Genomic DNA, 20,633 nt, shown 5'->3' with positions numbered 1-20,633 from the left:
AAAGAAATATTATAAATTAGTTCGAGATTATCTGGCACAATTTAATTACAACTACCACAAAGTGACCTTCGTGACACTTTATTCGACTTAATTTATAAATAAAAATATCTTACAGGTATGAACCCGGCAGGGAAGTAGAGTAAAGAAGAGAATTGGGCATACTAAAGATACTTGTGCTGATTCCGGTGTTGAGTTTTTGGTTTGCTTTGCCTTACGGTGAAATGGCAGAAAGAAATTCAAAAAGCTTATTCTTTAGACAGTCTTTTTACAGCCAATTCTTTTCAACTGCGTATTCATAAAATTTTATGGAAACGAACCTGCCGCTACAAATTTCCCTACAGCCTTATTTATTAAAGGCCTATCATTTCAAATTGGGATTGAAATTTATCTCACTATTAAATGCTATCCCTAAAGGAAATATATTCCTTTTTTTCATCTGGGGTAAGGGTACCTGGGACCACCGCAAGGCCCATAACTATAAAATCAACAATCCGGGAGGAATTTATGTGTTAGGTCAGCAATTTGAAATTTTCAAGTTTTCAACAAATTATGACGAGCTTGATATAATTGGTTTTGAACTGAACCCGATTGTATTTCAACAGGTATTTGGCATTTCCACGAATTCAATTGTCAATGAAATGGTATGTATAAATGATAAGCTTTCTTTGGACCTTGTTGAAACTAATAATCCTGTTTCTGGTGAAGTGACTTTGGCGAATCAGCTAAAAAAATTTGAAAATCTCTTATGGAAAAAAATTCAGACCAAATCGCACATTACGTTTGATGACCTTAATCAGGCCATTTCAATAATAGATTTTTATGGGGGTAATATTTGCATTAAAAACCTTGCGGAAATGCTTCAGATGGGTACCAGAAGTCTGGAACGTAGGTTTCATACTGTATTAGGAGTTACTCCAAAAACCTATTCCAAAATAATACAATTCAATAATGCTTTTCGCATGATGGTACAGACCAATAGAAAGATCGTGGAAATTGCCCATGAGGCGGGATATTACGATCAGGCGCATTTTGTCAATCATTTTAGGAAAATATGTGGCATGTGTCCCTCCCAATTTTGGGCGGAACGCAACCTGACTCATGGAAACGGAATTCCTAAAAAAATAAGGACCAAAAACAATAGGGTGGGCAATACATTTTACTATGAAAATCAATTATATTTTTATTAGCTGTCGCATTTTTCCAAGATTCAGTATTTTTTTCTCCTTATGTTTGATTATTGGCAGTTAAAAACCTGTTGATCATAACAAATAACATGTTTTAGGAAAGCATAATCTGGCTTTAACAATTTCTTTCATTAATACGGAATTTTTAAGAGGGTTACACTACCAAAAAACAAGTTATTGCGTTTCGGCAGTCTAATTTGGATAGGTTTTAAAACAGTGAATTTTCATACTTTATTGTTTTTTTATTTTACCTATCCTGCAGTCCCGCATATTTTACTCCCTTCCTTCAAAGGCTTATTTAAATCAGCAACACATCTGCTTTAAATAATCCCCTAGGTTAAAAAATTATTTTCAAGCCCAAATGAAATGGGACTTGTGGTGGCAAAGCCGCTTTTAAATTCAAACAGACTCCTTCCATAAATTCCGGTGGAAAATTCAATACACCTGTTTCTCTTTATTTAATCATTATAAAAAACTAAAATTATGGCAGTTCAAACATCATATCCGGGTGTATATATTGAAGAAATACCAAGCGGGGTACGCACAATTACTGGTGTTTCCACCTCCATAGCAGTTTTCATTGACTATTTCCGGCGGGGGCCGATGAACAAGGCCGTGCGGATTTTCAGTTTTGGAGAATTCGAAAGGGAATTCGGAGGTCTCGACACTCAAAGCGAAGCCAGTTATGCCATACAGCAGTTCTTTGGGAACGGCGGATCGCAAGCTTATGTGGTTAGGGTGGCAGGAGGGGCACCTATGGCAGCAGATGTTAAAATAAGTGACACCGTTGGTGGGCCAATGGTAATTGAAGTAAAAGCGATTAACGAAGGTGATTGGGGAGATAATATTCGATTATCTATACAGCACAACGATCGACAACCAAGCAGAATCGCTAACCCACCTGATTCCTTTCACCTAACTATTACGGAATACAACGCATCTCTTGAACTTGTAAGGCAAGAAAAGTTTTTGAATCTGTCAATGAAATCCTCGTTGTCTAATTTTGTTGTGAAGGTTCTAAATGACGCAAATTCCGGTTCAAAGATTGTACGAAACACCGCTACTATTGGAGAATCGTTGCCAGCCGAAAACGGCACACGTTCCGGCGACCACCGCACAGGCTCCGAAACAAACGAAACTGCCGAGGTAACTCTTACTGCTGGAAATAATTCTTTAATAGTTGAAATCGATGGAGAAACAAAAACTGCAATTTTAGATTTACCTACACATTTGCCATCACAGCCTAACACTTATTTGTTGACATCTCTTGCATTGGCTTTGGAAAATGCAATAAGAACTGCCAACCCTTCTAAGGAGTTATTTGCAAAAGCGTCCGTTATTGCCTCAAATGGCCGCATAATTGCAAAAACAGGCACAGGGGTACCCCTTGCTATAGTGAGTTTTTCTAATCACGGGACGGATACCCTTGCATCAGAACTATTACTTGATAATGCCAACTCTATTAGAAATATTCAGGAATACGAATTTGGCAATGGTACTCCGATTGGGGCTATGTTAAGCAGCACCAATGGGGATAACGGCACACCTCCTGACGCATCGGCCATTATCGGCAGCCTGAATAGCAAAACAGGCATATATGCGCTGGAGGACGTTGACCTCTTCAATATCATGTGCATCCCGAGAACGGCGATTACAACAGGCACCGATGCCATGACTACGACTGAAGCTGATACCGTTATGGCTACAGCAATTGAATACTGCCGTCAAAAACGGGCCTTCTTCATCATGGACACACCAACGGGAGTTGACGAACTGCCTAAAATAACGACTTGGATGGCTGCCGGGGATACCCTTCGAAGCTCATATGCAGCTATCTATTATCCAAGGGTTCTATCCCCAGATCCCCTAAACAATTACAGGCTACGATCCTTTGGGGCGAGCGGCACCATTGCAGGGCTTTATGCAAGGACGGACAGCGACCGAGGGGTATGGAAAGCTCCTGCGGGAACGGAGGCAAACCTTCGCAACGTAACTCAATTAGAAGATGTACTAAGCGACCGTGAAAATGGGGTACTTAATCCGCTTGGCATAAATTGCCTGAGAAATCTTCCAATATATGGAAATATCAGTTGGGGAGGTCGGACACTTGCAGGTGCAGATGCCAATGCATCAGAATGGAAATATATACCTGTAAGGCGCTTAGCGCTTTTCTTGGAGGAGAGTTTGTTCAGAGGGATGCATTGGGTGGTTTTCGAACCAAACGATGAACCGCTTTGGGCACAAATTCGACTTAATGTGGGTGCGTTTATGAACATTCTCTTCAAACAGGGTGCTTTCCAGGGCACTTCCCCACGGGAAGCTTATCTTGTGAAATGTGATAGAGAGACCACTACTCAGAACGACATCAACCTTGGCATTGTGAACGTTTTGATAGGCTTTGCTCCTTTAAAGCCGGCCGAGTTCGTGTTCCTCAAAATTCAACAATTAGCTGGTCAAATTCAATCCTAAATTTTAACACATATGCCAACTTTCACAGTCAATCCGCAACGATTCGATCCATATAAGAATTTCAAATTCCGCATCAAATGGGATGGGAAATATGTAGCTGGCGTCAGCAAGGTAGGAATGCTAAAACGGAGCACAGAGGTAGTTGAACACCGGGTAGGGGGAGACCCAAGTACGGCTAGGAAATCTCCAGGGCAAACCAAATACGAACCCATCACACTGGAAAGAGGTGTTACCCACGACACAGAATTTGAAAAATGGGCCAATAAAGTTTGGAACCTCGGCTCCGGGCTAGGTTCTGAGGTATCCCTGAGGGATTTCAGAAAGGACATCATCATTGAGGTGTATAACGAGGCGGGTCAATTGGCCATTGCCTACAAAGTGTTCAGGACCTGGGTAACCGAGTTTCAGGCATTGCCCGAACTCGATGCCAGCGCCAATGCCGTCGCCATCCAATCCATCACCCTGCAAAATGAAGGCTGGGAACGGGACTACGATGTTGTAGAACCTGCTGAGCCTACCTTTACCGAACCTGACAATTGATGGATGTGACTAATTTCCAAAAGGTAGGAATAGTGTTTTTATACTATGATTTCTGAGCATGATTTATTGGATTTTTGGGAAATCGGACAGACCAAGCCATTAATCGAGCGAAGCCTGTTGCTGGTTTCCCTGTGGCATCCAACCTATGATTTCAGCCAAGTCGCAGCGATGCCAATAGGTGAAAGGGACCTCCATTTATTGGAAATAAGAAAAAATTTGTTCGGGGATATCTTAAACAATACAGCCCATTGCCCTGAATGCAAGCAGAAATTGGAATGGGAAATGACCATCGATGCTATAAGGACGGTGTCCCCACAAAACGTTGATATTCAAAAGGGTCAGAGCTTAGAATACGACGGGAATCTCATCCAATTCAGGCTGCCCAATAGTAGCGACATCATGGAAATCATGGCTCTTGGTAATGGTACTTCAAATGATGAAGTGCTATTGAGGAGGTGCATTGAAGCAGATTCATTGCCACCCACTTATTCTCATGAAATACCGGATGCACTTAGAAATGCCATAATAGAGAAAATGGAAGCCTCTGACCCGCAAGCAGACATGATGGTGGCCATTTCCTGTCCTGAATGTGGGCAAAACTGGAACGCAACATTCGATATAATAAGCTATCTGTGGGCTGAGATAGACGATTGGGCAAACAACTTGGTACAGGATGTTTACTTGCTGGCAAAGAATTTTGGCTGGTCAGAAAACGATATCCTTGAAATGGGAACTTTTCGTCGAAATCTTTACATAAACTTGCTTTACGCATGAGCAATTTTTTGTCCAATATCATCGGTCGGCATACTGGATCTATAAATAGTCTTGTTCCCACAACACCTGGGATATTTGAGCCGCGTCGCCCAACCCCTGGAAGATTCAATTTATCAGTACCTAAGCTCGGAAATGAAGCGACACTAGCTAACAATGATTCTAATTTCAGGTTGGACAAAAGTTCCATGCTAGCAGAATCTTCGGATACTATGGAAAAAGTTGTCGAAAGGAGAAATGACAAAAGAGTCACACCAGTATTTTCAAGTAGCAAAAACAAAGACCAGCCAAAAAAGGAAACTGACACAATTAGTGGCGATTGGCGAGTTGAGCAAACTCCTAATGAAAATAATTCTAAAAGCAGCCAATACCAGGCCGAACAAGAAAAGAAAACAAATATGGTGGCAGACGCATCGAGAGGTGATGGACAATTTGGGCAAAATCAAAAAGTATTTTTCCCAACCGGCCCATTGAAATCGATGCATCAACGTGTTTTGGAGCGGGGTCGCCTTGAAGTACCCAGGGATGGAAATGGTGTTGGATCTTCTTCTGAATTGCAAAATCAAAAAAACATTGATCCGACCGAATCAAATCAAGCAGAGCAAGTGGTTAGACCTATTTTAAGAACCGAAGCGTCTTTTGAGAGGAACGCCATACCGAGGTATCAAGGATCAGAAGGAACATTGCCAATTCATTCCAGTAGTACCAACCTAAACCTATATGGCGAAACGTCGCAAAATTTGACAGTGCGGAACAATCTTAATAGTGATCAACCTTTCAATGCACAGCCTACAATTAAGGTTCAAATAGGTAGGATAGAGATAAGGGCAATAAAAGAAGTACCTGCCAAACTAGTGAAGACGCAGACAACTGATAAACGACCATCTCTAGATGAATTTCTCAAAAAACGGGACAATAGATCACAGTGAGTAACGCATTTGGAATAGCTGCTGTAACCCATGTGCTCAAAGATTTGTTGAACGATGGGCTTGTGTACCAAAATGTATCGGCAGCGGTAGGTTCGGCCATCAACGTCACCTCCCTTCCTCCCGGCCAGGTGGAACCACAACAAGGGAGTCCTACTAACCAGCTTAACCTATTTATGTACCGCGTAAGCTACAACACAGGATTGAACAGTTTCGGGTATCCTTCCAGGAATGCCAGGGGTGGCCTTGTCAATAACCCTCCGCTTGCATTAAACCTACATTATCTGCTTATCGCTTTTGGAGAAGAAGAGCTTCATGCCGAAATATTATTGGGATATGGTATGCAGCTCCTGCATGAAAACCCAGTTCTCGACAGAAACCTTATAAGGAACTCCTTAAGTAGTGCCAATGCCTCTAACCCCGATGGCAGGCTTCCTGAGAACTTACTTGCATTGGCCAGTTCTGGGCTTTCCGAACAAATTGAGCAAATCAAAATCACACCGGAGCCCTTGACTACCGAAGAAATGTCCAAACTCTGGACGGCAATCCAATCCAGGTACAGGCCATGCACCGGCTATTTAGCGACAGTAGTGTTAATTGAAAGCGATAAGCCAACCTCTTCGCCCTTGCCGGTACTACAGCGCAATGTTTATGTATTTCCCTTCCGCCAGCCCAATATCCATAAAATCCTGTCTTCCGAGAATGCACCCAATGCGAAAATCACTGAACTTAGGCGCATAATCACCGGTGATATCCTGATCCTGCAAGGCGAGCAGTTAAAGAGCAATGGTGTGGTAGTCAAAATAGGGGATGTCGAAATTCTACCCGATGTAGCCAATATTACCGGAACCCGGATTAGTGTAGAATTGGATGCCAGTCTAGAGTTGAAAGCTGGGGTTCATGGTGTGCAGGTCGTCCAGCCTAATGTAGTGGTTGAGGGTAAACGGATCCCCGCGAACTGGGAGGAGATAGATGAGTGGGCGAGTGCAATCAGTTATGCTGTAGAGGATGTAGTAGTCATTAACAGTGGAGTTGAAGAATCTTCCCTTGCATACTGTTGTATTGATCCACATATTTCCAATGGTGATTTCGCCATCGATTTGGTAAATGCTAAGTGGGAAGAAATTGCCAAACGCAGGATGTTTAAAGGAAACTACTCAAATTTACTGGCCTTTGTATTAAGCCCCACATTGATCAATACCAATGTCGAGACTGATCCACTTGAGCCCGGTTGGTTTAATATTGAGGTCAACGTTGTGCCCGGGCTGCGCAAAGGGCAAAGGGTCATGCTGATCCTAAACGAAACCAACCTTGCGGCCGAAATTGAGCCGATTTCTTACAGCTTTCCGTTGCCACCAGAGGTGCTAGCCACCATTACTGATCCATTGCATAGTGTAACTTTTGGAATTAAATCTGGCATAAAGGTTGGACAATACTTAGTAAGGCTGCAAGTTGACGGGGCAGCCAGCCCCTTGACTACCAACGACGATGGCAAGTTTATCGGCCCAACCCTTATCATTTCATGAACTATCTGACCCAGGAAAAGTGGATGGAATTGAACAAAGGCTACCTGATGGGCGCTGTCAGCGAGGTTAAGTCAGAACTTTTAGCATATATAGAAAAGATAAATCGGGAGTCTGGATTCGAAGAGTTGGAACAACCAGTCGCCTCTAACAAAAAGGAAACCATCGACAGTGTGGGTGAAGTCCTGCCAACTCCCGCCGCCCTGGAAGACTTGGCGGATAGTTTTCAACTCAGTTCCTTTGAAAGGAAAATTTTAGTAATGTGCGCTGGAACCGAACTGGATACCGAGCTTGTCGACATCATTGCCAACTTTAGGAAGGATGGCTCTCATCTTCCCACTCTCAGCCTTGCAATGGCTGCTTTCAAGGATGCCCACTGGTCTGCCATATTTCCCGAAGCCCCTTTGAGGTATTGGAATTTGATAAACATAACAAGAATTGGCTTACTTACTCTTTCCCCCTGTACCATCAATGAATATGTCTTACATTATTTAATAGGTATCAATCATTTGGACCACGAATTGGCTGTCCATTTGAAATTGGTTTTGCCAGAAGGCAATTTACCTTCATCGCATGGGGCGGTGGCTTTAGCACTTGCCAGTCAAGTGGCGGGGTTTGAAAATTTGGGGGAGTACCCGCTCGTGCAGGTGCAGGGAGACAATACTGGAGACAGAGCAATGGTTGTTGCAGAAGCTTTTGCGCCCCTCGGGTTTTCTACCTATAAATTACAACTTGGAAACCTGCCCACAGGATTAAAGGACCTGACCGAGTTCACCCGTTTGTGGAATAGGTCTTCCCTGTTGAACAGGCTTGCCTTGTTTATTGATATGGATGGCGCTGATCAATCAAGCAGCCGGCCGCTGCAATATTTGATTGAAAATGCGCTAGGCATTGTTGTCCTTGGCAGTGAAAACGGCATGCCCAATTTTGATAGATCCCTGCTGACCTTTAACCTTGAAAAGCCGCTCCGAAATGAACAGGAAAACCTCTGGCGAGACCATCTTGGAAATTTTTCGGCAACACTGGATGGTAGTTTGAGTGAAGTAATAGGCCAGTTTAACCTGAACACGCAGTCGATCAAAAAACTGGCAACCGCCACAGTAGCCAGCCTCAACGCCGAAATGCACGGAACAATTGAAGCTGACGAAATTAAGCGAAAACTCTGGAAAGTCTGTTGCAAGCATACCCGCCCAGATCTTGATAACCTTGCCCAACGAATAGATCCGCTAGCCACTTGGGATGATCTGGTGCTGCCGGAAACGCACAAGGCCACACTAAAGGAAATCGCTGGTCATGTGAAGCACCGTCAAAAAGTCTATGACGAATGGGGTTTTGCAGGAAAGAGCACCCGGGGATTGGGTATAACCGCCATGTTTTCTGGGGAAAGCGGCACGGGAAAGACCATGGCATCCGAAGTGCTCGCCAATGAACTTAAGCTCGACCTCTACCGAATTGACCTTAGCCAAATTGTAAATAAGTACATCGGAGAAACCGAGAAGAACCTGAAAAAGGTCTTCGAAGCCGCTGAGGGTAGTGGCGCTATCCTCCTCTTTGACGAGGCAGACGCCCTGTTCGGCAAGCGCAGCGAAGTCAAGGACAGCCATGATCGCTACTCTAATATAGAGGTGAGCTACCTTTTACAAAAAATGGAGGAGTACCGGGGCCTCGCCATCCTCACGACCAATATGAAAGGGTCGCTTGATAAGGCTTTTTTAAGGAGGATACGCTTCGTGGTACATTTTCCCTTCCCCGATGCACAAATGAGGGCTGAGATATGGAAACGGATTTTCCCTAAGCAAACCCCCACGAATTCACTTAACTTCCAAAAACTCGCCAACCTCAATGTTGCTGGCGGAAATATCCGCAATATCGCCTTAAATGCAGCGTTTTCTGCTGCGGGAATAGGAGGAGCGGTGACCATGCAGGACATACAGATTGCTGCAAGGGGAGAGTACCAAAAATTAGAAAAACAATTGAGCGCCGCGGAGTCGCTACTTTGACACCATGCCACAGGAAATTGAAATATACATCGACCGTATTGTGCTGGAAGGCTTAGATCACCTGAATACCAGGGAACTTAACCATGCCATACAGCAGCACCTCACTACCTTACTTTCAGAACAGGGCCTGTCGCATGGCTTCATTAACATGGGCCAAGTAAACAAACTAAATGGAGGCCAAATATATTTGGCCTCCAACTCAACTACTGGGCAGGTTGGAGAAAGCATAGCAGGAGGAATTCATCAAGGAATAAAAACTATTGAATTAGAAAGTCACTCATTTCCTTCAAGGCAGGCATTGAAGCCAGCTATCGGTCTGCTACTGCTCATTAAGTGTAGGGAATTTGCTGCTGCCAGCCGACAAGGTCATTCAAAACTCAAAAATTTATGCCATCCTCCCCCCTCTCTCCCAAGCTCCTGAAAGGCGGCATCGTTCTCCTAGACCCAAATACCTCGGAGGTGAAGAAGGTCATTCCTTTACAGTACAACCCAGAGACCATGACCCGCAGCCTAACACCACAGCGACTAGGGGAGGGCGCATCCCAGTCGGACGCACTGCGACTCACTGGACCGCCTGAAGAGATTTATTCGCTCGAAGCGGAATTGGATGCCACCGACTACCTGGAAGTTATGGATAAGCAGACGCTTGAATATGGCTTGCAGCCCGCGCTTACGATATTGGAAAGGATTGTTTATCCCGAAAGTAGCAATCTGATAGCCAATAATTCTCTGGCCAATTCGGGCACATTGGAAATTATACCCATGGAAGGGCCACTTGTACTGTTCGTTTGGAGCAAAAACCGGGTTGTTCCTGTAATGATTACGAGTTTCAGCATCACAGAAGAAGCATATGATGCCAACCTGAACCCCATCCGGGCCAAAGTCAGCCTAACGCTGAAAGTGCTCACGGTCAACGACCTGGGCTTTGAACACAAAGGTGGCAGCCTCTACCTGGCCTATCACAAGCAAAAGGAAAAACTTGCAGATAAATTCAAGCCGGGCAGCTTAGCGGCGCTTGGCCAAACCAGCATATAATGGCAAAAATTACAGACCCAATACAAGCCCTGGTAGATTCGGCGAACCTGCCTACGCACAATTTTCCAGCCACCAGTCGCTACTATCCAATAGCCACAACGCATATGGATGGGCCAGACGAAGAGGCTATTTTATACCTACGCCGGAGATTTGTACCACCCCCAGAATTTTACAGCAGCCAACAAAGGCATCGGGTCGCAGATGGCGAGCGCCTCGACAACATCACTGCCATGTATCTGGGAGATCCGGAACAATTCTGGCAGGTGGCCGATGCCAATGGGGTCATGAAGCCACAAGAATTGATCGAAAAGGCAGGCAACCTGCTTCGTATTCCATCCGCTTCAGGATTTTAAGAATGTTAAAGGGGAATGTTCAACTGTCGTTAATGATTGGTCATATGGTACCAGAGCCAGTGGCTAAGGCAGTCCTTGACGCACTTATAGATGTAGAAGTTACAAACTCGGCTAGTTCAGACAGTGGTTTTCAGTTGAGCTTTGCTTTTAGTTCGAAATCTCCCCTAAATGCTTTGCTGCTTCTATTGGCCAAGGTTGGTCCATTAATTCGGGTTATCATCCTGGTAAACATCAAAGGCAGGCAACATGTACTCATAGACGGCGTGATTTCCACCCATCAACTTTCTCCCAACGTTCAGACCGGTCAATCCATTTTGACTGTAAATGGTTTTGATCTTACGACTGTGATGAACCTGAAACCTTTCACGGGCATCCCATATCCGGATATGCCTGCGGAAGCACGTGTTGCCCAGATTATCGAAAAATACGCAGAGTTTGGAATAGTATCCAATGTGATTGACAGTGTTTTCAAGGACATGCCGATTCGCTCCAATAGGATCCCCATTCACCAAGGGACTGATTTGGACTACGTTAAATTGCTAGCGAGAGATGTCGGACATGTATTTTATTTAGAACCAGGCCCCTCCCCAGGCTCTAGTACCGCCTATTGGGGCCCAGAACTGAAAGTAGGCCCCCCGCAGCCTGCATTAAACATCAATATGGACATTCACACCAACATTGAATCACTTAACTTCACCTTTAATGGGGATTCCAAGGAAATTCCCGTTGTTTATATTCAAAATGAGGAGACTAATGAATCTGATTCCATAACAATACCAGTATCGGACATCAACTCATTGAATCCTCCACTTGGATCAATACCGCCATTCGCAAGCAGGTTTCCAAAAATAAGAAACACAGCCCACCTTAAGCCCGTGCAGGCAAAAGCGCTTGGATTAGCGGAGGCATCCAGAACAGCCGATGCTTTAACTGGTTCGGGAACACTTAACGTGTTGCGCTACGGGCAGGTTCTTAAGGCAAGAGCATTGGTAGGGGTACGTGGCGCATGTGAAGCTTTTAATGGGCTATATTACGTCAAGAGTGTGACCCATAAAATCAAGCGGGGAGAATACAAACAAGATTTTACTTTGTCCAGAAACGGGTTGGTCTCTACCGAAAAAAGGGTACTAGTTTAACAGTATATCTATGGAAGAGAAATATTATGGAAAGTATCGAGGAGTGGTGAAGGAGAATATTGATCCAGAGAAAAGAGGCCGGATATTAGTAAAACTTCCCGATGTAACTGGTTTGGATACCTCAAGCTGGGCCATGCCCTGTGTACCGATTGCTGGGCCAAATATGGGCACTTATTTTGTTCCGATTATCGACTCATGGGTATGGGTTGAATTTGAAGCGGGAAACCTGGACTATCCAATTTGGATAGGAGGGTTTTGGGAAAATCAGTCCGAGGTTCCCGAATTGGCGCTTGCTGGTATTCCGGAGTCTCCCAACATCGTGCTCCAAACAGCAGGACAGAATTCCATCGTACTAAGCGACTTTACAGGCAGTAACGGCGGAATCATGTTGAAAAGTGCAAATGGTGCTTCCATTATTGTCAATGACGAGGGCATTTATATTGAGAATGGAAAAGGCGCCAGCATCATCATGAAAGGCACCGAAGTCGCTATCAATAGGGACGGAATGGTAATCAATTAGACATTTTCTTATATGCCAGGATTTTTGCTACATCTTGGAGCGACCGTAAAATGCACGCATGGCGGGCAGGCCGTGCCTACAGTCACAAACGAACGGGTTACCCTGATGGGCAATCCCATTGTGATGAAACCATCACCCTATTCTATTTCTGCCTGCCCGTTTCACGTAGGCAATAGTCATGTGCCATGCATCACTGCTCAATGGATCACTGCTGCTTCCCGCATTACCGCAAATGGGATGCCTGTCCTTCTACTGGACAGCCAGGCTAATTGCACACCAAACGGAACCCCTCTACTTATCGTAGCTACGCAAACCAGGGTCACAGGAGTTTAATTTAAACAATTGGATGTCCCTTTTTAACGCACATGAACATTAATTTTCCATACCAGGTTAGGGTCAACGGGCGGACGGATACCACAGACCGAAGTGACCATATTCGGGACATGATCAAACAAGTGCTTTTCACTTCTCCTGGGGAGAGGGTAAACAGGCCTACATTCGGTTGTGGATTAAACCAATTGGTATTTGAACCGAACAGTTTGGAACTGATTTCTACTCTTCAATTCTTGGTGAAGGGAGCACTACTGGAATGGTTGAGTGAGGAAATCGAAGTAGAAGAAGTAAGGATTGAAATCCTGGATTCTACATTACAGGTCCAAATTCAATATTCTGAGATAGGGATGACAGCCATTATGGAAGCAGTTTTTGAAAGAGTTTATTGACGCCATGCAATACTACTGCAAAAATCAAACAAGGCGAATCCGGGTAATCAATAGCCCTTTGGGACCGGGTCTTAATGCGCTAAACGGCATTGATTATTTGGAGGTGGATTCTTTTGACCAAAAAACTCTTGAAATCCACTTTCTTCGGCCCTTGCCTGGGGATGTTGGCGGAGTGCCCACTGGACCACCGCTTGCCTTAGATAACATAAAAATTGAAGGGGGTACAAGAATCCAAAACATCAAGGTGGTGTCGGTTGCCTCCGTCAATGAGGTACTGACCATACAGGTTGACAATGCGGGGGATTTTTCCATGTACATTTTCAGGCTTGTTGCGTCACCTACTGATATATCCCCTCCGGCTGATTTTGATGCCCAGTTGGCGTTTGTTGCGTTTTCTTTCAAGGCAGGTTGCCCCAGCGACTTTGACTGTAAAACCAAGGACAACTGCTATGAGGTAGTGCCGATTGAACCAAGGATTGACTATTTGGCAAAGGATTATGCGAGTTTCAGACATTTGATGTTAGACAGATTGAGCCTTCTGACCCCGGATTGGACAGAAAGAAATGCCGCCGACCTACAGATTGCCTTGGTTGAAATACTTGCCTATACAGGCGACCACCTAAGTTATTACCAGGATGCGGTGGCAACCGAGGCATACCTGTTTAAATCCAGAAAGAGGATTTCCGCAAGACGTCATGCCAGGCTATTGGACTATCATGTGCACGACGGCTGCAACGCCAGGACCTGGCTAACCTTTGAGGTGGAATCCGGAAGTAGTACTGATGGGGCAAACTTGCCAGCGCATACCATTTTGCTAACCAAAGGGAATGGAAACGAAATAAGCATACACCCAAATGACCTTGATAAAAAGCTGCATGAAAGAGGCGTGATTGTCTTTGAATCAGTGGACGGAATAACCCTTCACCAATCGCAGAACAAAATTGATTTTTATACTTGGGACGACACAAGCTGTTGCTTGCCAAAGGGATCTACCAGTGCGACTTTATACAATAAGGGGCAACAGGATTTATTCCTGGAAAAAGGACAGGTACTGATATTGGAGGAAGTGATTGGCCCTACGACTGGACTTATAGCCGATGCCGATCCTACCCATCGCCATCCGGTTCGGTTGGAAAGTGTCGAGAAAAAACAAGATGTACTGAACGGCATTGAGGTCTGTGAAATCTTATGGCAGGAAGAAGACGCGCTTCCATTTCCACTTTGCGTAAGTGCAATCATCCAAGGAGTAATGATTCAAGGATTGAGCGTGGCAAGGGGCAATGTGGTGCTTGCAGACCATGGCATAACCGTTGAGGCAGAAAAATTAATTCCTGAATCTGCTTCTGAAAAAGGGCTTTTCAGGCCACTGTTGCCCGACATTGGCGTCACGGTGCACGCAGCCTATCCAATTGAGGGCCCAGCTTCCAGGGTACTCCATCAAAACCCCCATCAAGCGAATCCTGCAATTGAACTCTTGAATGGCACCGAGGTTTGGAAAGCCAAGCGCGACTTGTTGGCCAGCGACCGTTTCACCAATGAGTTTGTAGCAGAAATAGAAACAGACCATACCGTACGTATCCGGTTTGGGGACGATATCTTAGGCAAAAAACCGGGACAGGGCTTTCAGCCCAAAGCCAGGTACAGAATAGGCAACGGGCTTGAAGGAAATGTCGGGTCCGACTCATTAGGTAGGGTATTGTGGCCCCAAGCGGGTATGCTGAAAGTGCGAAACCCTCTTCCTGCTCAGGGAGGCAAACAACCGGAAACTATAGAAGAGGTGCGCCAATATGCACCTGAAGCTTTCAAGACCCAAGAAAGGGCCGTAACTGAAGCCGACTATGTGGCTAAAACAGAGTTGCATCAACAAGTGCAAAAAGCTATGGCAAACTTTAGGTGGACCGGGAGCTGGCACACTGTTTTTTTGACAATAGACCGCAGGAATGGATTGGAAATCGACAAAGAGTTCAAACAGGAAATATATGATCACCTCGAAAAATACCGAATGGCTGGCTATGACCTTGAAATTCGACCACCTGTATTTGTATCATTGGAAATTGAATTGAATGTTTGCGTAAACTCCGGCTATTTTAGGAGCAATGTCAAAGAAAACCTATTGGAAGAATTCAGCAGTTTTGACCTGCCCAACTTTAAAAAGGGCTTTTTCCATCCAGACGAATTCACCTTCGGACAACCTGTTTACCTGAGCGCCATTTACCAACGGGCAATGGCCGTTGAGGGTGTTGCTTCAGTTGAAATGAAAACCCTTAAGCGGCAGGGCAGGCCAGCAAATCAGGAGATAACAAATGGCAGGCTGATGCCGAAAGAGAGTGAAATAATCAGGCTGGACAACGACCCCAACTTTCCCGAGAACGGAAAAATCAATTTTTATATGTATGGCGGATTATGAACTCAATTGAAAAAACATTGGACAACTGTGGATGCTGTAGGGGAGTGGAATTTCTTACCCCGCAGATAATTCACAATGATACCGGACTTAGTGCGCTGATGTTCCGAATTGGAACACACGGAACTTTCAAGGAATCCATGCTGCGGGGTCTGTCCGAGTCGGAAATACTTCGACAACTTACGACCCGTGAAAATAACGACCATACAATTGCCTTGATAGATGCTTGGGCAACCGTGCTTGATGTGCTTACTTTTTACAACGAGCGCTTCCTCAACGAAGGATATCTTCGGACTGCGGTGGAGCGGTTGTCGTTGGTTGAATTGGCAAGGCATATCAGCTACCGCCCCAATCCCGGAGTGGCAGCAAGCACTTGGCTTGCATTTTCAATGGAAGAAGCGCCCGGAGCGCCCCTGGAAGCCATCGCACCAATAGGCATGAAGGTGCAAAGCATTCCAGGACAGGACGAGAAGCCCCAAATTTTCGAGACCATTGAGGAGATTCGAGCCAGGACCCAGTGGAATGCCATAAAACCAAAACTAAGTGAAACGCAGCTTCTGATAAAAGGGAGCACCCAGTTGTACTTGCAAGGGACAAGTACCCAATTGCAGATTGGCGACCTGATTTTGGTTGTAGGAGATGAGCGAATCGCCAATCCTGGAAGTGAAAGATGGGACATCAATACCGTAGAATCCGTAACAGTTGATGTAAAAAAAAAACACACCCTAATAACATGGCGAGAAGGCCTAGGTCATGAAATACCATTGGTAAACCTTTCATCCAATATGGTAAAAGTCTATGTGTTCAGACAGCGGGCCGCATTGTTTGGGTATAATGCACCTGACGTAAGACTATTGACCTCGGTCATTGATACATCAATGGTAAATGAATCAACAAGCCCAATTGAATGGGCGAATTTTGAAATCACCAATCCTTCAAGTAAAACCATTTTTCTGGATGCTATTTATCCAAAAATATTAACCGATAGCTGGTTGGCCTTGATAGAACCTGACTACGCAGAATTGTACAGGGTAAAAGAAGCTACGGACGGTGCTCAAACCAATTTTTCCCTTGCCTCAAAATCATCAAAATTACTGTTGGATACGGATGAGAACCTTAAGGATTTCCCCCTTAGAGACACAGTTGTACTGGCACAGAGTGAATTATTAGAACTTGCAAAAGCACCGATTTTGTCCCCCGTTTTTGGCAATATTATAGAACTTGACAAAGAACAACCAGAACTCAGGGAAGGCCAGTTTCTGATTTTGAGAGGCCAATTATTGAAACAGGTACAGGTAACACCAAGAGAGCAATATGTCAGAACAGGAAGCACAATCAATGTGGTAACCAAAAACCTTACCTTTTACCCTACCGGTTCATCTTCAATCCACCTTAAAACAGGAGTAATCTTGGATGTGCTACAAACCCCAATCCAATTGGACAATGGGAAAATCAAGTGGATTGTTCGGTATAACAATTCAGAAGGGTATCTGGAAGCATTGCATAAAGATCTGATTCCCTACGAACTTCCAAGAACCACTAATGCTCCAGAACCCGCAACCTCCTTAAATAAACCTAAAATCGTAAGCGAACTTTGTGAAATCGAAAAAATAGAAGGTCCGGACAAAATCAAATTGAAAGTATCACTTTCGAATGTTTATCTAAGACACACTGTGGAAATCAATGCTAACATAGCGCTTGCTACACATGGCGAGACCAAGTCAGAGATTCTGGGCAGTGGATACGGTTCACTGTTTTTCCAAAAATTCAAATTAAAGCAAAAACCGCTGACTTATATTCCCTCTTCCGATACCACTACCGGACATGCAACAACACTTGAAATCAGGGTCAACAACATCAAATGGAAAGAATTCCCAACGCTATATGGCAAATCGACCAATGACAGGGGCTTCGTCACCAGGGCAGAGGATGATGGAACTACAAGCATACAGTTCGGCGATGGTATCACAGGTGCAAGATTGCCCTCAGGGTCTGGAAATATCAGGGCCAAATACAGGGTAGGCATTGGAATGGAGGGGGAAGTTAAAGCCGGAGAGCTATCTCTGTTAATGACACCACAATTAGGCATCAAGTCTGTGATAAATCCACTGCCTGCAACCGGTGCCGACGAACCTGAGGCCATAGAGAATATCCGGAGCAATTCCCCATTGACCGTACTCACCCTGGATAGAATTGTTTCGGTATTGGACTACGAAAATTTTGCAAATGCTTATGCTGGCATCGGAAAAGCCCGGGCAGATTTAATGTGGAAAGGGGAAGTTCGCATTGTACACCTCACTGTCGCCTCTGCCAGCGAGGGAGCAATTGACGATTCACTAAAAACCAGATTGCTGAAGGCCATTGACGATGCCCGGCATGAAAACTTTCCGGTTGTCATCAATTCATTTGAAAAGCTGCTATTCAACGTCATTGCCAAAGTTAAAATTCACCAAGATTACTTGGAGGACAAGGTAAAAACCAAGATAAGGGAAATGTTGGTTTCCAGCTTCAATTTCAGATCAAGGAACTTTGGGCAAAGCGTAACGCCAAGCGAGGTCATTGCTGCTATTCAAACTGTTGAAGGGGTGATTGCTGTCGACCTGGATCAAATCGGTGGCCAAAACCCATTTTCCAGCCCTCATTTTTTGTTAATGTCCCGCAAGTCAAGATGGGCAGGAGGTGCCATCCTGCCCGCTCAACTCCTACAGATTGACCCCGAAAGCATAGAAATCAACCAAATGGCTTAAGTACTTTCCATGAAAATCGATACCAATTTCCTTTACGACCTGCTCCCTGCTTATTACCGGACTCTGGACGATGAGCAGGGTCTTCCATTGCAGGCTTTTATCGAAATCCTGGCAAGGGAAGGGGGTATTGTTGAGGACCATATCAGCCAACAGTACGAAAACTGGTTTATTGAAACCTGCGAGGAATGGGTTGTTCCCTATATCGGCGACCTGTTGGGTGTCAAAAACATACATGAAATTGCCGGTGCTTCATTTAGTAGACGGGCTTACGTGGCAAATACATTGGCCTACAGGAGAAGAAAGGGAACCCTGCCCGTTTTGGAGCAATTGGCCTTGGATGTTACCGGCTGGCGCTCAAAGGCAGTGGAATTTTTCCAATTGCTGTCAGCGACCCAAAACCTCAACCACCTAAGGTTACATTGCACGGCAACCCCCGACCTTCGCGGGATGAACCGGCTTGACCTCATCAACACCGCTTTTGATCAACAGAGCCATTCTGTGGAAGTGGGGCGCATATCAGTTGGCATGGGCAAATACAAAATCCAAAACATTGGCATTTACCTGTGGCGTTTGCAATCATATCAATTGAGGATGGTCGATGCAAAAAAAGTTGGTCCCCAAGCGGGCATACCAGACGAAGCTTATACTTTTAGCCCCTTGGGAATAGACACCCACCTTTTCAACAATCCCCAGACAGAAAACAATATTGTTCATCTAGCTGAAGAGGTGAATGTACCCGGATTGCTGAGACGCCGCATATTACATGATGAACTGGAGACGGCAAGAGAAGCAATTTCTAAAGGAAGATCGCCGATTTATCAGTTCTTTGAACCAACCTACCCGACCGTTTTTCAATTATTCACCCAATCGACCGGAAGCCCACCTTCAGCCATCCCAACAGAAGAAATTGCCATTTGTAACCTATCCGATTGGAGGGTTCCTCCTATGTCCAAAACCTACCAGGTCTACGTGCCGGGCACAGGATATCAGGATGTGGTCAGACCAATTTCCGCGGCAGTTGATCCTGTGCTGGGTAGAATTGTTTTATCAAACCCGATCGGTGGTGCGCATTTGTTGGGCAATTTTAGCTATGGCTTCAGTGGAGACATAGGAGGTGGCCCCTACGATCGGAAACTTTCAATCGATGAGGTAAAAGATACCGATTTCGATTGGCATGTTGGAATAAGCAAGGACAAAAATAGCGTACAATCGGAGCCAATTTACGAAACACTCCAAGAAGCCATAGACGACTGGAATAGTTTGGACAGTACTATTCGCAGTGGACTGATTACCATTATGGACAACCGCTCCTACCAGGAGACCGTTGGGCTGACTTCCCTACTCATAGCCGAAGGCAAACAGCTATGCATTATTGCTGCGGACTGGCCGGTAGTGGATTTGGAAGGAGTGCCTACCAGGATACCGGGAACCTTCAATCCGGAAGACCTCAGGCCAACCATCATCAGGAACCTCGAAATAGATGGCACAGCACCGGCAACATCATTAAGTGGGGGGAGTTTTTTTATAAATGGAATACTGCTGGATGGCAAGCTGTCAGTAAATAATGGTAACCTGAAAACCTGTAGTATACGGCATAGTACGCTGGTACCAACCAAGGGAGGGGCGGAAATAGCTCCACAAACAGGCATTTTGGAGTTTTCTATCGGTCAGTCCATCTGTGGTGCCATTAATGTAGCATCCATAGGGGCACTGGTGAATTTAGAAGAATCCATTGTTGATAATAATGCTGGAACGGCCCTATCCGTTCCGGAGGGTCATCTGGGTCTACAAAATTGTACCGTCTTCGGAATGGTAGAATCTGAGTCCCTTGATGCCGGAAACTGCATCTTCAACGAGAGCCTGGATATTGCACGGCGCCAAAAGGGATGTGTGCGGTTCAGTTATGTGCCCTTAGGGTCTCAAACACCACGGCGTTTCCGCTGCCAACCAGAATTAGAAATACAGGAACAGATAAAGGAAAGGAAGGAACTTGGGCCAACGACTTTATCCGAGGAACTCGCCATCCAAAACCGTGTGCTCAACTGGCTGTTGCCAACTTATAATTCCAAGGAATATGGCCACCATGCCTATAGCCAGTTGGCAAACGCTACCCCAGAAGGCATCACCACTGGGGCAGATAATGCAGCAGAAATGGGTGTTTTCAACTATCTCCAACAACCACAACGACTGGCAAATCTGGAAATCGTCCTGGAAGAATACCTCCGCTTAGGGTTGGAGGCTGGCGTCATTTTCGTGACCTGAAATTCCTCCAATCGAATAGCCATACTGAACTTTTATATCAT

General features: G+C 45.1%; 17 protein-coding genes. All 17 read left to right on the top strand.

Annotated elements, in window-relative coordinates; genetic code table 11:
- The first annotated feature begins 305 nt into the window (after window positions 1-305).
- The 17 genes from FQ608_RS20630 (at window position 306) to FQ608_RS20550 (ending at window position 20,592) form a co-directional block, all read left to right on the top strand.
- The gene (locus tag FQ608_RS20630; protein ID WP_158860388.1) at window positions 306-1,187 is read left to right on the top strand and encodes a helix-turn-helix domain-containing protein; all 882 of its coding nucleotides are present in this window, start codon (window positions 306-308) and stop codon (window positions 1,185-1,187) included.
- Window positions 1,188-1,667: 480 nt separating this feature from the next.
- Window positions 1,668-3,653 carry a phage tail sheath family protein gene (locus FQ608_RS20625; RefSeq protein WP_158860387.1) on the top strand — a complete coding sequence of 662 codons (1,986 nt, stop codon included), beginning with the start codon at window positions 1,668-1,670 and terminating at the stop codon, window positions 3,651-3,653.
- A gap of 12 nt (window positions 3,654-3,665) precedes the next feature.
- A complete protein-coding gene (locus FQ608_RS20620; RefSeq protein WP_158860386.1) occupies window positions 3,666-4,193 on the top strand; it encodes a phage tail protein in 528 nt (175 codons plus the stop codon).
- A 45-nt stretch (window positions 4,194-4,238) separates the two neighbouring features.
- A complete protein-coding gene (locus FQ608_RS20615) occupies window positions 4,239-4,967 on the top strand; it encodes a T4 family baseplate hub assembly chaperone (protein WP_158860385.1) in 729 nt (242 codons plus the stop codon).
- Window positions 4,964-5,893, top strand: coding sequence for a hypothetical protein (locus FQ608_RS20610; protein ID WP_158860384.1), 930 nt, complete (start codon window positions 4,964-4,966; stop codon window positions 5,891-5,893). Before FQ608_RS20615 ends, FQ608_RS20610 begins: the two co-directional genes overlap by 4 nt.
- A complete protein-coding gene (locus FQ608_RS20605; RefSeq protein WP_158860383.1) occupies window positions 5,890-7,416 on the top strand; it encodes a DUF4255 domain-containing protein in 1,527 nt (508 codons plus the stop codon). Before FQ608_RS20610 ends, FQ608_RS20605 begins: the two co-directional genes overlap by 4 nt.
- Entirely contained in the window at window positions 7,413-9,413 is a 2,001-nt protein-coding gene (locus tag FQ608_RS20600; protein ID WP_158860382.1) for an ATP-binding protein, read from the top strand. The genes FQ608_RS20605 and FQ608_RS20600 overlap by 4 nt, the downstream gene beginning before the upstream one ends.
- A 4-nt stretch (window positions 9,414-9,417) precedes the next feature.
- The gene (locus FQ608_RS20595) at window positions 9,418-9,834 is read left to right on the top strand and encodes a hypothetical protein (RefSeq protein WP_158860381.1); all 417 of its coding nucleotides are present in this window, start codon (window positions 9,418-9,420) and stop codon (window positions 9,832-9,834) included.
- On the top strand, window positions 9,801-10,448 hold the full coding sequence (locus FQ608_RS20590; protein ID WP_158860380.1) for a hypothetical protein: 648 nt from the start codon (window positions 9,801-9,803) through the stop codon (window positions 10,446-10,448). The genes FQ608_RS20595 and FQ608_RS20590 overlap by 34 nt, the downstream gene beginning before the upstream one ends.
- A complete protein-coding gene (locus FQ608_RS20585) occupies window positions 10,448-10,801 on the top strand; it encodes a hypothetical protein (protein WP_199856434.1) in 354 nt (117 codons plus the stop codon). Before FQ608_RS20590 ends, FQ608_RS20585 begins: the two co-directional genes overlap by 1 nt.
- Window positions 10,802-10,845: 44 nt before the next feature.
- Window positions 10,846-11,937 (top strand): hypothetical protein, encoded by a 1,092-nt coding sequence (locus tag FQ608_RS20580; RefSeq protein WP_199856433.1) that lies wholly within the window; start codon window positions 10,846-10,848, stop codon window positions 11,935-11,937.
- 10 nt (window positions 11,938-11,947) lie between these two features.
- A complete protein-coding gene (locus FQ608_RS20575) occupies window positions 11,948-12,457 on the top strand; it encodes a phage baseplate assembly protein V (protein WP_158860378.1) in 510 nt (169 codons plus the stop codon).
- 12 nt (window positions 12,458-12,469) lie between these two features.
- Window positions 12,470-12,790 carry a hypothetical protein gene (locus FQ608_RS20570; protein ID WP_158860377.1) on the top strand — a complete coding sequence of 107 codons (321 nt, stop codon included), beginning with the start codon at window positions 12,470-12,472 and terminating at the stop codon, window positions 12,788-12,790.
- Between the two features lie 32 nt (window positions 12,791-12,822).
- Window positions 12,823-13,179 carry a GPW/gp25 family protein gene (locus tag FQ608_RS20565; RefSeq protein WP_158860376.1) on the top strand — a complete coding sequence of 119 codons (357 nt, stop codon included), beginning with the start codon at window positions 12,823-12,825 and terminating at the stop codon, window positions 13,177-13,179.
- Window positions 13,163-15,586 carry a baseplate J/gp47 family protein gene (locus FQ608_RS20560; protein ID WP_199856432.1) on the top strand — a complete coding sequence of 808 codons (2,424 nt, stop codon included), beginning with the start codon at window positions 13,163-13,165 and terminating at the stop codon, window positions 15,584-15,586. Before FQ608_RS20565 ends, FQ608_RS20560 begins: the two co-directional genes overlap by 17 nt.
- Window positions 15,583-18,330 carry a putative baseplate assembly protein gene (locus FQ608_RS20555; RefSeq protein WP_158860375.1) on the top strand — a complete coding sequence of 916 codons (2,748 nt, stop codon included), beginning with the start codon at window positions 15,583-15,585 and terminating at the stop codon, window positions 18,328-18,330. The genes FQ608_RS20560 and FQ608_RS20555 overlap by 4 nt, the downstream gene beginning before the upstream one ends.
- A 9-nt stretch (window positions 18,331-18,339) precedes the next feature.
- Window positions 18,340-20,592 (top strand): hypothetical protein, encoded by a 2,253-nt coding sequence (locus tag FQ608_RS20550; protein ID WP_158860374.1) that lies wholly within the window; start codon window positions 18,340-18,342, stop codon window positions 20,590-20,592.
- Window positions 20,593-20,633: the final 41 nt, after the last annotated feature.

Origin of the sequence: Lunatibacter salilacus, from assembly GCF_009797935.1 — a bacterium.
GTDB lineage: Bacteria > Bacteroidota > Bacteroidia > Cytophagales > Cyclobacteriaceae > Lunatibacter > Lunatibacter salilacus.
The sequence above is the reverse complement of the archived record's forward strand: the minus strand, read 5'-3'. Positions and strand labels throughout refer to the sequence as shown.